The sequence below is a fragment of the Rhodopseudomonas sp. P2A-2r genome (genome assembly GCF_026015985.1).
Lineage (GTDB): Bacteria > Pseudomonadota > Alphaproteobacteria > Rhizobiales > Xanthobacteraceae > Tardiphaga.
This window is the reverse complement of the sequence record NZ_CP110389.1, coordinates 3,675,781-3,689,535: the sequence shown is the minus strand read 5'-3', so window position 1 is coordinate 3,689,535 and position 13,755 is coordinate 3,675,781. Positions and strand designations below refer to the sequence as shown.

At 63.6% G+C, this 13,755-nt stretch carries 15 protein-coding genes, 1 other RNA gene and 1 pseudogene; 14 read left to right on the top strand and 3 right to left on the bottom strand.

All coding sequences use genetic code 11. The features are described from left to right. The first annotated feature begins 190 nt into the window (after positions 1-190). Genes ONR75_RS17765 through ONR75_RS17745 form a run of 5 tightly spaced genes read left to right on the top strand, consistent with a single transcriptional unit; the run spans position 191 to position 5,097 of the window. Positions 191-1,336 (top strand): ABC transporter ATP-binding protein, encoded by a 1,146-nt coding sequence (locus ONR75_RS17765; RefSeq protein WP_265078431.1) that lies wholly within the window; start codon positions 191-193, stop codon positions 1,334-1,336. Continuing rightward, entirely contained in the window at positions 1,333-1,830 is a 498-nt protein-coding gene (locus ONR75_RS17760; RefSeq protein WP_265078430.1) for an ABC transporter permease, read from the top strand. The genes ONR75_RS17765 and ONR75_RS17760 overlap by 4 nt, the downstream gene beginning before the upstream one ends. Next, complete coding sequence (locus ONR75_RS17755; RefSeq protein WP_265078429.1) at positions 1,797-3,128, top strand: ABC transporter permease subunit; 1,332 nt, start codon at positions 1,797-1,799, stop codon at positions 3,126-3,128. Before ONR75_RS17760 ends, ONR75_RS17755 begins: the two co-directional genes overlap by 34 nt. 20 nt (positions 3,129-3,148) lie before the next feature. Then, complete coding sequence (locus tag ONR75_RS17750) at positions 3,149-4,243, top strand: extracellular solute-binding protein (protein WP_265078428.1); 1,095 nt, start codon at positions 3,149-3,151, stop codon at positions 4,241-4,243. An 8-nt stretch (positions 4,244-4,251) separates the two neighbouring features. Further along, positions 4,252-5,097 (top strand): IclR family transcriptional regulator, encoded by an 846-nt coding sequence (locus tag ONR75_RS17745; RefSeq protein ID WP_265078427.1) that lies wholly within the window; start codon positions 4,252-4,254, stop codon positions 5,095-5,097. Positions 5,098-5,310: 213 nt separating this feature from the next. On the opposite strand, the gene ONR75_RS17740 is transcribed toward ONR75_RS17745, so the two are convergent. After that, the gene (locus tag ONR75_RS17740; RefSeq protein WP_265078426.1) at positions 5,311-5,805 is read right to left on the bottom strand and encodes a hypothetical protein; all 495 of its coding nucleotides are present in this window, start codon (positions 5,803-5,805) and stop codon (positions 5,311-5,313) included. 202 nt (positions 5,806-6,007) lie between these two features. Here ONR75_RS17740 and ONR75_RS17735 point away from each other — a divergent pair, with 202 nt between their 5' ends. Next, on the top strand, positions 6,008-6,163 hold the full coding sequence (locus ONR75_RS17735) for a hypothetical protein (RefSeq protein ID WP_265078425.1): 156 nt from the start codon (positions 6,008-6,010) through the stop codon (positions 6,161-6,163). A gap of 19 nt (positions 6,164-6,182) precedes the next feature. Here the strand turns inward: ONR75_RS17735 and ONR75_RS17730 are convergent, their stop codons facing one another. Continuing rightward, the gene (locus tag ONR75_RS17730; RefSeq protein WP_265078424.1) at positions 6,183-6,341 is read right to left on the bottom strand and encodes a hypothetical protein; all 159 of its coding nucleotides are present in this window, start codon (positions 6,339-6,341) and stop codon (positions 6,183-6,185) included. Positions 6,342-6,585: 244 nt separating this feature from the next. Here ONR75_RS17730 and ONR75_RS17725 point away from each other — a divergent pair, with 244 nt between their 5' ends. From ONR75_RS17725 to ONR75_RS17715, 3 genes are all read left to right on the top strand, one after another. Then, positions 6,586-6,813, top strand: a complete 228-nt coding sequence (locus ONR75_RS17725) for a hypothetical protein (protein ID WP_265078423.1) — start codon at positions 6,586-6,588, stop codon at positions 6,811-6,813. A 32-nt stretch (positions 6,814-6,845) separates the two neighbouring features. Beyond that, positions 6,846-7,195, top strand: a transfer-messenger RNA (tmRNA) gene (gene ssrA / locus ONR75_RS17720). A gap of 155 nt (positions 7,196-7,350) precedes the next feature. Next, entirely contained in the window at positions 7,351-7,590 is a 240-nt protein-coding gene (locus ONR75_RS17715) for a hypothetical protein (RefSeq protein ID WP_265078422.1), read from the top strand. 27 nt (positions 7,591-7,617) lie between these two features. Here ONR75_RS17715 and ONR75_RS17710 read toward each other — a convergent pair whose 3' ends face one another. Beyond that, positions 7,618-7,809 (bottom strand): hypothetical protein, encoded by a 192-nt coding sequence (locus ONR75_RS17710; protein WP_265078421.1) that lies wholly within the window; start codon positions 7,807-7,809, stop codon positions 7,618-7,620. A gap of 292 nt (positions 7,810-8,101) precedes the next feature. On the opposite strand from ONR75_RS17710, the gene ONR75_RS17705 reads away from it, so the two are divergent. The 5 genes and pseudogenes from ONR75_RS17705 to metG all read left to right on the top strand — a co-directional run bounded on the left by ONR75_RS17705 (position 8,102) and on the right by metG (position 13,746). Further along, a complete protein-coding gene (locus ONR75_RS17705; protein ID WP_265083706.1) occupies positions 8,102-9,028 on the top strand; it encodes a septal ring lytic transglycosylase RlpA family protein in 927 nt (308 codons plus the stop codon). 94 nt (positions 9,029-9,122) lie between these two features. Beyond that, positions 9,123-10,377: pseudogene (locus tag ONR75_RS17700) on the top strand (D-alanyl-D-alanine carboxypeptidase family protein). Positions 10,378-10,379: 2 nt separating this feature from the next. Next, positions 10,380-11,072, top strand: coding sequence for a dTMP kinase (gene tmk, locus ONR75_RS17695; RefSeq protein WP_265078420.1), 693 nt, complete (start codon positions 10,380-10,382; stop codon positions 11,070-11,072). Continuing rightward, positions 11,072-12,115 (top strand): DNA polymerase III subunit delta', encoded by a 1,044-nt coding sequence (locus tag ONR75_RS17690; protein WP_265078419.1) that lies wholly within the window; start codon positions 11,072-11,074, stop codon positions 12,113-12,115. The genes tmk and ONR75_RS17690 overlap by 1 nt, the downstream gene beginning before the upstream one ends. A 65-nt stretch (positions 12,116-12,180) precedes the next feature. Then, the gene (metG, locus tag ONR75_RS17685; RefSeq protein WP_265078418.1) at positions 12,181-13,746 is read left to right on the top strand and encodes a methionine--tRNA ligase; all 1,566 of its coding nucleotides are present in this window, start codon (positions 12,181-12,183) and stop codon (positions 13,744-13,746) included. Positions 13,747-13,755: the final 9 nt, after the last annotated feature.

The following is a 13,755-nucleotide window of genomic DNA, read 5'->3' as shown; positions in this document are numbered from 1 at the left end:
AGACGAGGGTGGGGCTGTCAATCCGCTTGTGCGGAAAAGGCCTTTGGTTGTTGGGTTCTCGCACAAGCATCGTTGCGCGCGACGTTCCTGAAGGTCACCGGCACCACCGCATTGCTTGACAAGATCGAGCGCCGCGCCAACAATATATGAAATAACGTTCTATAGAATAGAACATGCAGGGAGGTTTGGAATGGTTGAGCCTGTGGCTCTGCGCTCCAGCGGTGTTGCCGTGCGGACAAGGCAGGACGTTCGCTCGCGTGACCGCGACGTGATCGGATCGAGCATTGCCGTCCGCGACGCGGTGAAGCGGTACGGCACCTTTTCAGCGGTGGACCGCATCAGTCTCGATATCGAACCCGGTGAGTTCATCACCCTGCTCGGGCCTTCCGGCAGCGGCAAGACGACGCTACTGAATCTTCTTGCCGGATTTCAGCAGCTCGACGATGGCGAGATTCTCGTCGACGGCAAGCCGGTGCAGGACGTGCCCACGCACAAGCGCGGCTTCGGCATGGTGTTCCAGAGCTACGCGCTGTTTCCGAACATGACCGTGACGCAGAACGTGGCGTTTCCGCTGCGCATGGCCGGCGTCGATCGTGCGACCACGGATCGACGGGTCGCCGAGACGCTGGAGATCATGCGGCTGTCCGAGCACGCGGCGAAGTCGCCGTCGCAGATGTCGGGCGGTCAGCAGCAGCGCGTGGCCATCGCGCGGGCAATCGTGATGCGGCCCAAGGTGGTGCTGATGGACGAGCCGCTCAGCGCGCTCGACCGCCGCTTGCGCGAATCGATCCAGATCGAGATCCGCGACCTGCATCAGACCATTGGTAGCACTGTCCTGTTCGTCACGCACGACCAGGGCGAGGCGCTGACAATGAGCGACCGCATTGCCGTGATGGACGCCGGAAAGATTGTGCAGATCGGCCGTCCGCTGGAGATCTATCGCCACCCGACGAATCGCTTCGTCGCGTCCTTTGTCGGCGAGAGCAATCTGCTCGACGTGGAAGTGATGCAGAAGCGCGGCACGACCATCACGGTCAAGAGCCGCGCCGGCTACGTGTTCAACGCCGAGAGCCGCGACACCGTCGAGCAGAGCAAGGCGACTGTGCTGGTTCGCCCGGAGCGGATCGTGGTCTCCGACGCGCCGACCGCCAAGTCAGCACCCGTCACCGTGACGTCTGCAATCTTTCTCGGCGAGATCCTCCGCATTCAGGCCGAGATGAGCGGTGGCGATCTGTTGTTGATCCGCTGCACAGACACCGCCAGCCGGCCGCTGCCGGCTGTCGGTGATCGCCTCCACGTGAGTTGGGACGCCGAAGACTGCTGGGTTCTGTCATGAGCTCGATCCTGCTCGACACAGTATCAAGGCGCCCCGCCCGTCGGGTGGTTGCTGAGGCCATGAAGAATCCGGCGCTGCTGCTGCTTCCGGCGGTCGCATTTCTCTCCTTCATCTATCTGCTGCCGCTGATCGATCTCATTCGCATCAGTTTCAGCGGGCCGACCTGGTTGGCGCATTTCGAGCGGGTCTTTGCAGTGCCGCTATACTGGGAATCGCTCGTCCGCACGATGCAGATCTCGCTGACGGTGTCGTTCCTTTGCCTGCTGTTCGGCTATCCGACCGCGCTGCTCATTCACCGCAGCCGGGGCATTGTTCGCATCCTGGTGACGACGGCGATCGTGCTGCCGTATTTCATTGCGATCCTGATCCGCACCTATGCCTGGATGGTCCTGCTGGGCCGCAACGGCCCCGTCAACAAGCTGCTGGTCGGGTTGGGAGTCCTGAGCGAGCCCGCGCAGCTTTGTTCAATCGCGGCACGGTGCTGCTCGGCATGACCGCGGTGCTGCTTCCGCTCATGGTGCTGAGCATCTACTCCAGCGTGGCGCGGCTCGATCAGGGGCTGACAAGGGCTGCTTTGGCCAGCGGGGCAGGGCCGATTGCCGTGTTCTGGCGCGTGGTGTTGCCGTTGACCCTGCCGGGCATCGGCGCCGGCGTGCTGCTGGTGTTTGTCGCCGCCATCGGCTTCTTCATCACGCCGACGCTGCTGGGCGGCCCCGGCGACCAGATGTTCGCCATGCACATCACCCAGCAGGCGGACTCGGTGACGTCGGAAGGCTTTCTCCAGGCGCTCGGTGTCGTGCTGCTTGTCATCACGCTGGCCGTGGTGGCCATCGCAGGGCGCTTCATGGGCCTCGAATTCATCTGGGGTGGCCGCAAACTGGATGAAGACGCGCCGAAAATGGCCGGATCCGCAAAGGCTTCCGGCCACAGCCGTCGCGGCATCGCCAGCATGCTTGCTGACCTGATCGGCTGGCCGTTGCTGCGGCTGTCCGGACATTTGCCTGCGGGTTTCGGCAAGTGGACGGTCCGATTGATGGGCGGTGCCGTCGTCGCCATCCTGATCCTGCCGATCATCGTGGTGATGATCATCTCCTTCAGCAGCGCCAGCTACCTGACCTTTCCGCCACCCGGCTTTTCGCTGCGCTGGTACGAGCAGTTCTTCTCGGACTCGGGCTGGATGCGCGCGTTCTGGACGTCACTGCTGGTGGCGACGATCTCGGCCTGCATCGCGGTTGCGCTGGGTACGTCGGCTGCTCTGGGTGTCGTGCGCAGCAAGATTCGCGGAAAGTCCGCGATCATGCTGCTGCTGGTCAGTCCGATCATCGTCCCGCCCGTCGTTCTCGGCCTGTCGCTGTACAGCCTGTTCCTTCGCTTCGACATGGTCGGCTCGGTGTTCGGCCTGGCCGCCGCCCATGCCATTGGCGGGCTGCCCATCGTTGTGGTGATCCTGTCGGCGGCGCTGCAAGGCGTCGATCCCAGGCTGGAGCAGGCGGCATCCGTTCACGGCGCGTCATCGCTGACGGTTTTCCGGCTGGTGACGCTGCCGGCGATTGCGCCGGGCCTCGCCGCGGCAACGTTCTTCGCTTTCCTGCATTCGTTCGACGAACTGGTTTTGACGCTGTTCCTGTCGAGCGCAGAGCTCAAGACGCTGCCGCTGATGCTGTGGGGCGACATCAACTACCGTCTCAACCCCGTACTTGCCGTGGTGTCCTCGCTCGAGGTCCTGCTGGTCGTCGGGGGACTGATCCTGGCGCGGCCGGTGCTCACCACATCACGAAAATCTGCATATTAAGAACTCACAGGGAGGATAAAATGTCGAAATACAAGCATCTGCGACTCTCGGCTTCCGTGCTCGCATCGGCCGCCATGCTCTTGATCGGGACCGGCGTTGCGCCTGCTCAGAGCAACGTCGTGATCATGCAGGACCCCGGCGGCGGCTACGGCGACGCGCTGCGCAAGGTGATGTACGATCCGTTCGAAAAGGCGACGGGCATCAAGGTCGTGACGGTCCAGGAGGCGCGCAGCGGCCCGCGCATCAAGGCGCAGGGCGAAGCAGGCAAGGCGCAGTGGGATCTCACCTTCATCTTCGATCAGGAAACCAAGCTGCTTGGCGACTGCTGCCTGGCTGACATCGATTATACCAAACTGTCCGAACCGGCGCAGAAGACGCTCGCGGCCATGCCGGACAACCTGAAGCGCAAGAAGGGCGTCGCGCTGCAGGTGATCGGCGTCGGTCTCGTCTACAACAAGGACAAGTTCAAGGGCGCCAACGTACCGGCAAGCTGGGCAGACTTCTGGGATGTGAAGAAGTTTCCGGGTCGTCGCTGCATGCCCGCCTGGCCACGCTTCGTGTTCGAGGCGGCGTTGATGGCCGACGGGGTCGACAAGAGCCAGATCTATCCGATCGACATGGAGCGGGCGCTCAAGAAGATCAAGGAGATCAAGCCTCATATCGCCAAGTGGTGGACGACATCCGCGCAGCCGCCGCAGCTGCTGCTCGATGGCGAAGCCGACATGTGCATGGCCTACACCGGATCGATGAGCAAGCTGGCACTCGAAGGCGCTCCGATCGATCTGACGTTCAATCAGGGGTTCATCTATTACGATTTCTTCTCCATTCCGAAGGGAGCTCCGAACTACGACAATGCGCTGAAGCTGTTGTCCTGGCGTCTCGATCCGACGCGCGCCGCACAGCTGACCTCGACATTCCCGGTCGCGCTTCCGTCGTCCGTCGTGTTCGAAGCGGCCACGGACAAGAAGATCGCTCGCTATTGGGCGAACAATCCGGACAATGTCAGCAAAGCGATCGAGTGGAGCCCGACCTATTGGGGTGCGCCGTCGCCGGCCGGTAACTCGACCAACGAGGAATATGGGCAGGAGAAGTTGAACGCGCTGCTCGCACAGTAGGCGACCGTATGATCTCGGCGCTCAGCTTCAAGCTGGGCGCCGAGGTCCTGCGCTGCGAACCGATCGGGCGAGGCGAAGATCAAATATGCGGCGGTGGTTATTGGATGGATAAGGCCTTTATCAAGGGACTTCGTCTTCTCGAAACGCTTGCTTTGAGCGAGCGGCCTCGGGGCATCACCGAACTTGCGAACGAACTGAAGTTCACCAAGAGCAACGTGCACCGGCTGCTCATGACGTTGCAGTCGCAGGGCTACGTGCGTCGGGTTCCCCCGCACAGCACCTATGAGCTGACGACCAAGATCTGGGCGCTCGGCACCCATGTCATCTCTCGGATGGATTTGATCAAGATTGCCCGTCCGGTCATGGCAAAACTGGTGCAGGTGACCGGCGAAACGATCCATCTTTCGATTCTGGAAGACACCGACGTGGTGTATGTCGACAAGATAGAAAGTGAACATCACATTCGCGCCCACACCAGCGTCGGCATGCGCGCGCCGGCTTTCACGATGGCGACCGGCAAGGCGATGCTGGCGTATATGCCGGACGATTATCTTGAGAAATTCAAGCCGCATTTCAGGCGTTATACAGACACGACGCGCATGACGATCGAGGAGCTCCGGGAGGACATCGCACTGGCGCGATCGCAGGGGTATTCCTACGTTCTGCATGGCGAATGGCGTGAAGGTATCGCGGCCTGTGCCTGCGCAATTCTGGGGCGGTCCGGCGAGATGGTCGGTGCCATCGGCATGTCGGGGCCGGATACGCGCATCAAACGCAAGCAGATTAAGGAATACTCCGTTCACGTGATGGAAGCGGCCCGCGCCATCGGTACTGCGCTCGGCTATTCCCGGTAAGTTTTGGTGCAACAAGCTGAAGGATGATCTCCATCCGAAAACAGCCGAATATCTCACAATGCGTGCGGACTGTTTGCGCTGCTTCAGTCTGACTGACCTGAGCTGGTACAGGTTCAGTGGACGCCGAGTTAAGCTAATCCGACCTTGCGTTCGAACTCAACAGGGCTGAGGCGTGCGATCGTCGAATGGCACCGGCCCGCGCTTTCGCGCGGATTACCTCGCCGGTTGGGCCGTCGTCGGCAACGGGGCGCCGCCGACCGAAATCGCGCCGGCTGGCTTCGGCGCCGGTGGCTTTTTCGGCGCAGGCCTGGGGGCGGTAACGACTGGCGCGGCGGATGGGGCCGGGGCGGGGCGGGGCTGCAACTGGTCGATCTTCGCGGTCAGGCCCGACACCTGCTCGGATAGCCGCCTGACTTCGGCCTGCTGGGCCTCCAAAAGCTGCCGGGTCGCCAGCAAGGTGTCCGCCGTCTGTTGCTGGATCGCCTGCAGCTCCTTGAGCGCTGCCGCGTCCTCGCCAGCCGTGGAACTGGCGACCGTGCCGGTATGGGACGAGGCCTCGACCAGATGATCGTAATTCAGCCAGAGCAGCCCGGAGACGCCCGCGATGACCGCCAGCGCAGCAAAGATGCCGAACACGCCGGAATAGGACTTTCGCACGGCCAGCGGGGGCCTGCCGACTTCGATATCGTGCTGAAACTGGTCGGCCAAGTAACGTCCTCAATCTGTGCGGTACTTCCTGCACCTACAGCAGGTTGTAAGCAATATGCGCGCCGCTGGGAACTGGCGGCGCCGGGGAAATTTGGCAGCCAACGGGAGTACGGCGCAAGGCGCTCAAATATCACCGCGCTGTTGCCGCAAAAGGCACGTCGTCGCGGCAATTTCGGCCCTAATTGCCGACGACAAGGCGGTCATGAAAACCTTGGCCGTTGTCTTCGTTCTCGCCCTCGCCGCCATCGCCGGGTCCGTCTATACCGACGAACTGTGGACTAATGCCCAGGCGCAAGTCGGTGCGGGCGAATTGCCGGTGATGATGGGGCAGTCGCACGCGCCATTGGGCATCCGCTGATCCTTAGCCGCGCCGGAGCCTAGCCGCCCGACTTGTTCAGCTTCTTGATCTTGGCGTCGGTGGTTTCCATGGAGGTCGCGAGTTCCAGGATCGCCTTGGAGAGCAGCTCAATGGCTTCCTTCTCGTCCTGCGATCGTGCTGCGCGCAGCGCATAATTCTTGGCGGATGACAGTGACATCGGTAGGTTCTCCTTCCGCGGAGCAGGCTGATGTAGCGCGGATTGCTGCGAATAGTTACGGCGCAAAAAACCCGCCGGGTTGAGGCGGCGGGTTCTAGTTGGATCTCGCGGTACGATTGACCAGGTTCCGCGATTGCCAGAATCGTAGCCAATCCCGGTTAACAAATCGCAGCCACGGCGGCATCGCCAGGCCGGGGCGTGCGTGCGATATTACTGCATTGCCGTTCAACCCGCCGGACCTGCCATGCTGCCAGCCGATCCCGATCCCGATCCCGCAACCCCCAAGCCGCCGCGCTGCGCCATGTGCCGCAGCCGGATGGTGCTGGCCGGCACGCAACTGGCCGCCGACGGGGCGGGAACGATCACCTACAAGTGCCCGAAGTGCGAGTTCACCAAGACCAAGATCGCCGGCGATCCGCTTAATGGCGGGCGCCATCGCGCCCCCAGGAAGAAGGCGGTGCGGCCGGCCTGAGGCCGATGGGGTGCGCGGGTGGCCCGCTCGGCGGTCTAGCATTCGCTGCAGATCGGACCTATATTGGGGAGGTCGCAAGACGATGGCGCTGAAACTCATAGCGGACCGCAGGCAGACCCGGGGGCAGTACCCGGCGCCTCCACCGCAGCAGCTTCACAGGTCCCGCGGGACCGGATTTGCCGAACGGTAAATCACGAGGGCTGCTGCGGCGGGGGCGAAACAGGATCGATGACTGCGAAGAAGGTATGAATTGTGCTCGGCATGATACCGCCGTTATCGGGTCAAAAACCTAAATGCAAACGATAACGTTGCATTGAACGAAGTGCGCCTCGCGGCGTAACCTGTTCGGGGGACGAAGCACCTGGCAACAGAACGCTTCATGGCCGCGTCAACCGCAAGGTTGGCGCGGCTTTGTTTTGGACGGATCCGATCGCAGTTCCCGGCGCGACCCGTTAACCCCAGGGAAACCACAGCGAGACAGGGGCGCAACCATTGCGCGCCAAGACGGTTGACCCTGTAGCAATACGGGGGTGACCCATGACGATCGATTTCACAGCGATGCGACAGACACTGGCACCCGGCCGACGCTTGAGCACGTTGCACAGCAACGCCTATCAGGTTCGACAGATTTCGCTGGGCGCCAGGGGCGATCTTGAGGGCTGGCAGATCGCGCGGCTGATGCGCGACGCCGCTACCTTGCCGCAGATCAATACCGCCGAGCGCCGGCTCAAGATCTGGCTGCAGATCCGTTCTCTCAAGCTGCCCCAGGCGGCGTAGGGCGCAGCCCGCGCGCGGACCCGATCATTACGGGCTTGCGACGTCGCCGGCGATAGCCTCGTCGATAGCGTTGATCAGCGCCTGGATTTCGATGAACTTGATGCGGGCGCGTTCGGCCTTGTCGCGGTCGAACGGCGCCGCCAGCACCTTGGCGAAGGCATCGCGGTCGTCGACCATGCGACTGCGAGCCCTGTGCAGCGTATCGAGTCGTTCGCTCATCTGGATGTCCTGACGGTTCAAGAGCCACTGTGATGGGCGCTTCGGGCACCGATGACCAGCCAATTCGATTGATCCGCGGAGCAGGCTGGCGCGCCACATGCCGGGCCTTCTTCCGACCGCCTGTGGCGAACACCAAAATTAACCATTCGCTCACCATCCCGAGCCTGACCGCATTTCCGCCGCCTTCTCGCTGCGATATGTTTACCTTCCGGTGCGGATGTGGGCTGTATCGGAAGTATCGGCCGGGGGTGCCCCCGATGGGCAGACGGCTGCGGGAATGGTATTGGGGACTATGGGGATTCGTGGGTCATATCGACTCGGCCGGGCCGCGCGAGCGGTGACGGCTATCGGCGCGTGTATGTTCCTGGCGAACTGCGCGTCCTCCGGCAAATTCAGTCGCGTCGACCCCAAATATGGCGTCTCCAGCAGCCCGCGCGTGGTTGGAATGGGCGAACCCGTGCCCAAGGGCGGCGGCACCTATCGCGTCGGCAAGCCCTATACGGTCGCCGGGAGAACCTATGTACCGGAAGAGAACCTCAATTACCGCGCCGAAGGTCTGGCGTCCTGGTACGGCGATGATTTCCACGGCCGGTTGACCGCCAATGGCGAAGTGTTCGACATGGCGTCGCTGACCGCGGCGCATCCAACCCTGCCGATCCCCAGCTACGCCCGCGTCACCAATCTCGGCAATGGCAAGTCGCTGATCGTGCGCGTCAACGATCGCGGGCCGTATCATGGCAACCGCCTGATCGATGTCTCCAACAAGGCCGCCGAACTGCTCGAGTTCAAGGGCCGCGGCATTGCCAATGTGCGGGTCGAATACGTGGCACGCGCGCCGCTGGAAGGCTCCGACGATCGCCAACTGGTGGCCACGTTGCGCACCGGCGAGCCGGCGCCTTCGCCATCCCTGGTCCGCGTCGCGTCCGCGCGCTCCTTCGTGCCGGACATGCAGGGCGGACGCGTGGTCTCGCGCGATATTCCGTTGCCGGAAGGCCGTCCCTATACCCTCGGCAATACGCCGGCTGATGTCGCATCGATCAACGCGACCTCCGAGCTGTCGGCGTCCGGTCGCATGCGGCCGAGCCCTCGCATGACGGAAAATCACCGCGTCGTGTCCTATGAAGCCAGTAACGACGCCGCCCCGCGCGAGCGGCCGGTCGCCGCTTACGCGCCCGCCGACGAGGCCCGGGATATCCTGTCCGGCCGCGGTCTCTACTGAGCCGTCAGCGTCTTCAGAGCGCGCCGCCGGATCGTCCGGCCGTGCGTTGTTTGCGCCTGCCGATCCTGTTAAGACTTGGCCTTCAGGATAGCAGATGGCACCGAAACTCAGAACCAGTGACCGATCGCCGACGGCCGTTTCGCGCTGGCGGCTTCTGCTCGCCGCAACCGTGGTCGCGGTCATCGCGTTCGGCGGCATGGCTTTCGCGGCCAATCAGAGCGTGCAGGGCGCCAAGAAGCAGGTCGACGAGGGCTACGACACCGACGCGCCGACCGCGATTCTGATCGAGGCCGGCAGCGGCAGCGTTCTGTTCGAGAAGAACGCAGACGAATTGCGCGCGCCGTCCAGCATGATGAAGCTGATGACCGCCGAGGTGGTGTTCAGCGCCCTGCAGCGCGGCGACATCAAGCTGACGGATGAGTATCGCGTCAGCGAGAATTCCTGGCGCAAGGGGCGCGCCGGCCGGCGGCGCCACCATGTTCGCAGCGCTGAACAGCCGGGTTCCGGTGAGCGACCTGCTGCGCGGCATGATCATCCAGAGCGGCAACGATTCCAGCATGATCCTGGCCGAGGGCATGGCCGGCAGCGAGAAGGCCTTTGCCGAAGTGATGACCAAGCGGGCCCGCGAGCTCGGCCTGACCAAATCGACATTTGCGAATTCCAACGGTCTGCCGGACCCCGACAACAAGATGACGATCCGCGAGATCGGCCGGCTGACGCGGCACATGATCCAGACCTATCCGGAATTCTACAAGCTCTACAACGAGCGCGAATTCACTTGGAACAAGATCCGCCAGACCAACCGCAATCCGCTGCTCAATCTATTGGAAGGGGCCGACGGCCTGGTCACCGGCTACACAAAGGAGGGCGGCTACGGCATGGCCGCCTCCGCCGTGCAGAACGGCATGCGGCTGATCGCTGTCGTCAACGGCGTCGATGACCCCGACGACCGCGTCACCGACGCCAAGAAATTACTGGAATGGGGTTTCAAGAATTTCGAGGCGCGCACCTTGTTCGCAGCCGAGCAGCCGGTCGGCTTCGCCAAGGTGTTCGGCGGCGAAAGCCGCTCGGTCGGTCTGACCAGCAAGGAGCCGGTCAAGGTGATGGTGCAGAAGAACGGCACCGACAAGCTGATCGCACGCGTGGTCTACAGCGGCCCGGTGCGCGCGCCGATCGAAGCGGGCCAGCAGGTGGGTGTGGTCCGCGTCTGGCGCGGCGCCAACATCGCGGTCGAGGCGCCGGTCTACGCGGCCGAGGCTGTGGCGACGGGTTCGACCATGCGCCGCGCCATCGATGGCGCCGGCGAGCTGGTCGTCAGTATCTTCCGCGCCGGCGTCGAGAAGCTCTGACCATGGCCGATGCCGTCGACAACAGGGCGCCCCGACGCGGGCGCTTCATCACCTTCGAAGGCGGGGAGGGGGCCGGCAAGTCGACGCAGATCAAGCTGCTGGCCGACCGGCTCGACGCGGCCAAGTTGCGCGTCCTCGTCACCCGCGAGCCGGGCGGGTCGCCCGGCGCCGAGATCATCCGGCATGTCGTCTTGTCGGGGATGGGCAAGCTGCTGGGCGCGGAAGCTGAAACGCTGCTGTTCGCCGCGGCGCGCGACGATCACGTGCATGCCGTGATCGAGCCCGCTTTGGCGCAGGGCGTCTGGGTGCTGTGCGACCGCTTTGCGGATTCGACCCGCGCCTATCAGGGCGCGCTCGGCAAGGTGTCGCCTGGGCTTCTCAACGCGATGGAGCGCGTCACCATCGGCAACCTCAAGCCGGATCTCACCGTCATCCTCGACGTGCCCGTCGAAGTCGGGATGCAGCGCGCCGCAGCGCGTCGCGGCGAAGGCGCTCCCGACCGGTTCGAGGCGGAAGACATCGAGTTTCACCGCGGGTTGCGCGCGGCGTTCCGGCAGATCGCGGCGCAGGAGCCCGGACGCTGCGTGCTGGTCGATGCCAGTGCCGATCCCGCGACCGTCGCGGCCGGCATATGGGCGGCAACCCGCGAGCGCCTTCTGACAATGCTGCGACAGAACGAGACGGCATCCGCATAATGGCCCGTTCACCCGAGACCCAGAGCGCGATCCCGCATCCACGCGAAACCACTGCGCTGTTCGGACATCACGATGCCGAACAGGCCCTGCTCAATGCCTATCGCGGCGGGCGCATTCCCCACGCATGGCTGATCGGCGGTGCCCAGGGCATCGGCAAGGCGACGCTGGCCTATCGCATGGCGCGCTTCGTGCTGGCGCATCGCGATCCATTGTCTGCGCAAGTGCAGTCGGCGGATACGCTGGCCATCGATCCTGAGCATCCCGTCGCGCGACAGGTCGCCGCCGAGGCGCATGGCGGCCTGCTGACGCTGGAGCGCAGCCTCAACGACAAGGGCGTGATGCGCACGGTGATCACCGTGGACGAGACGCGCGAGACCATCTCGTTCTTCGGCTCCACCGCGGCTGTGGAAGGCTGGCGGGTCTGCATCGTCGATACCGTGGACGAGCTGAATGGCAACGCCGCCAACGCGCTGCTCAAGGTGCTCGAGGAGCCACCGCAGCAGTCGCTGTTCCTGCTGGTCAGCCATGCCCCGGCCCGCGTGTTGCCCACCATTCAATCGCGTTGCCGGAAACTGGCCCTGCGGCCGCTCGCCATCGCGGACGTCATCGCCGCCACGGCGCAGGCGGCAGAGACATCGATCGGCGATCCGGCCCTCGCTGAGGCCGCACAGGCGGCGGAGGGTAGTGTCTCCCGCGCCCTGACGCTGCTCGGCGGCGACGCGCTGAAACTGCATCAGCGCACCGCGGCCCTCTTGAATACCCTTCCGCACGTCGATCCCCGGGAGCTGCATGCGCTGGGCGACGCGCTGGGCGGTAGCGACCGCGTGGCGCTCGGCGCCTTTGTCGACAGCGTAGATCGCTGGATCGGCGAACGGTTGCGCGCCGACGATGCCCATGCCAACGCCAACCTGCCGCGCCTTGCGCGGCTCGCGGAGGTATGGGAAAAGATCAACCGCGCCGCGCGCGAGACCGAATCCTACAATCTCGAGCGAAAACCGCTGGTTTTTTCGGTATTCGGGCTGCTGGCCGAAGCAACGCGCTGAGTTCGACCGATCGCGTCAGTGTCGCAACGCCGATGACGACAATCCGATGAAAGGCTTTCGCAGCTATGGCGAATGCGAACAATTTGTCCCGCGAAACCTATTACATCACGACGGCGATCGTCTACCCGAACGGCGCGCCGCATATCGGTCACGCCTATGAGGCGATTGCCACCGATGCTCTGGCGCGCTTCCAGAAACTCGACGGCAAGGATGTTTTCTTCCTGACCGGCACCGACGAGCACGGACAGAAGATGGTGCAGACCGCGCAGCGGGCGGGCGTCACCGCGCTCGAGCTGGCAACGCAGAATTCAGCTTTGCTGCGCGACCTTGACGAGAAGCTGAACGTCTCGTTCAGCCGCTTCATTCGCACGTCGGAGGAACAGCACCATCGTTCGGTCCAGGAAATCTGGCGCCGCATGACGGACAACGGCGACATCTACCTGGCCAGCTATGCCGGCTGGTACTCCGTGCGCGATGAAGCCTATTACGCCGAAGACGAGACGGTGGTCGGCACCGACGATATCCGTCGCGGGCCGCAGGGGACGGCCGTGGAGTGGGTCGAGGAGAAGAGCTACTTCTTCAAGCTGTCCGCCTATCAGGGCCGGCTTCTCGCGCTCTACGAGCAGCAGCCGGATTTCATCGGGCCGGATTCCAGCCGCAGCGAAGTGGTCAGCTTCGTCAAGGGCGGCCTGAAGGACCTGTCGATCTCGCGCACCACCTTCGACTGGGGCGTCAAGGTGCCCAACGATCCCGACCATGTGATGTATGTCTGGGTCGATGCGCTGACGAACTACATTACCGGTGTCGGATTTCCCGACCGGTCCGACGCCAACTGGCGCTATTGGCCGGCCGATGTCCATATCATCGGCAAGGACATCATCCGCTTTCATGCGGTGTACTGGCCGGCCTTCCTGATGTCGGCGGGGTTGCCGTTGCCGAAGCGGGTTTATGCCCACGGCTTCGTGTTGAACCGCGGCGAGAAAATGTCGAAGTCGCTCGGCAACGTCGTCGATCCGTTCGTCATGGCCGAACGCTATGGCGTCGATCAGCTGCGTTATTTCTTTCTGCGCGAGGTGCAGTTCGGGCAGGACGGCGGCTACAGCCATGAAGCCATCGTGGCGCGCACCAATGCCGATCTTGCCAACGACCTCGGCAACCTCGCACAACGCTCGCTGTCGATGATCGCCAAGCAGTATGAAGGCGTACTGCCGACACCGGGTGAGTTCAGCGACAACGACAAGGCCATTCTGGCGCAGGCCGACGGCATGATCGAACTGGCGCGCGCCGCGATGAGCACGCAGCAGATCCATCATGCCTTGAACGCGATCTGGGCCGTTGTCGCCGAAGCCAACCGGTACTTTGCCGGCGAGGCGCCATGGGCGCTGGCCAAGACCGACCCGGCGCGGCAGCGCACCGTCCTGTATGTGACCGCCGAAGTGGTCCGCCAGGTCGCCATCCTGGCGCAGCCGGTGATGCCGGAGTCCTGTGGCAAGCTGCTCGATGTGCTCGGCATTCCCGCCGATCAGCGCGATTTCGCAGCGCTGGGCGGAGCGACCCGGATCAGCGCGGGCACGGCGCTGCCGACACCGACCGGCGTGTTTCCGCGCTATATCGAACCGACCGCAGCGTAACGGCCGGAC

Bases quoted from the DNA above. Each gene is read 5' to 3' on its own strand.
- ONR75_RS17705 (WP_265083706.1), top strand. From the start codon at position 8,102: ATGGGGATTCGTGGGTCATATCGACTCGGCCGGGCCGCGCGAGCGGTG.
- tmk (WP_265078420.1), top strand. From the start codon at position 10,380: ATGGCCGATGCCGTCGACAACAGGGCGCCCCGACGCGGGCGCTTCATC.
- ONR75_RS17765 (WP_265078431.1), top strand. From the start codon at position 191: ATGGTTGAGCCTGTGGCTCTGCGCTCCAGCGGTGTTGCCGTGCGGACA.
- metG (WP_265078418.1), top strand. From the start codon at position 12,181: ATGGCGAATGCGAACAATTTGTCCCGCGAAACCTATTACATCACGACG.
- ONR75_RS17715 (WP_265078422.1), top strand. From the start codon at position 7,351: ATGACGATCGATTTCACAGCGATGCGACAGACACTGGCACCCGGCCGA.
- ONR75_RS17745 (WP_265078427.1), top strand. From the start codon at position 4,252: ATGATCTCGGCGCTCAGCTTCAAGCTGGGCGCCGAGGTCCTGCGCTGC.
- ONR75_RS17750 (WP_265078428.1), top strand. From the start codon at position 3,149: ATGTCGAAATACAAGCATCTGCGACTCTCGGCTTCCGTGCTCGCATCG.
- ONR75_RS17710 (WP_265078421.1), bottom strand. From the start codon at position 7,809: ATGAGCGAACGACTCGATACGCTGCACAGGGCTCGCAGTCGCATGGTC.
- ONR75_RS17735 (WP_265078425.1), top strand. From the start codon at position 6,008: ATGAAAACCTTGGCCGTTGTCTTCGTTCTCGCCCTCGCCGCCATCGCC.
- ONR75_RS17760 (WP_265078430.1), top strand. From the start codon at position 1,333: ATGAGCTCGATCCTGCTCGACACAGTATCAAGGCGCCCCGCCCGTCGG.
- ONR75_RS17730 (WP_265078424.1), bottom strand. From the start codon at position 6,341: ATGTCACTGTCATCCGCCAAGAATTATGCGCTGCGCGCAGCACGATCG.
- ONR75_RS17725 (WP_265078423.1), top strand. From the start codon at position 6,586: ATGCTGCCAGCCGATCCCGATCCCGATCCCGCAACCCCCAAGCCGCCG.
- ONR75_RS17690 (WP_265078419.1), top strand. From the start codon at position 11,072: ATGGCCCGTTCACCCGAGACCCAGAGCGCGATCCCGCATCCACGCGAA.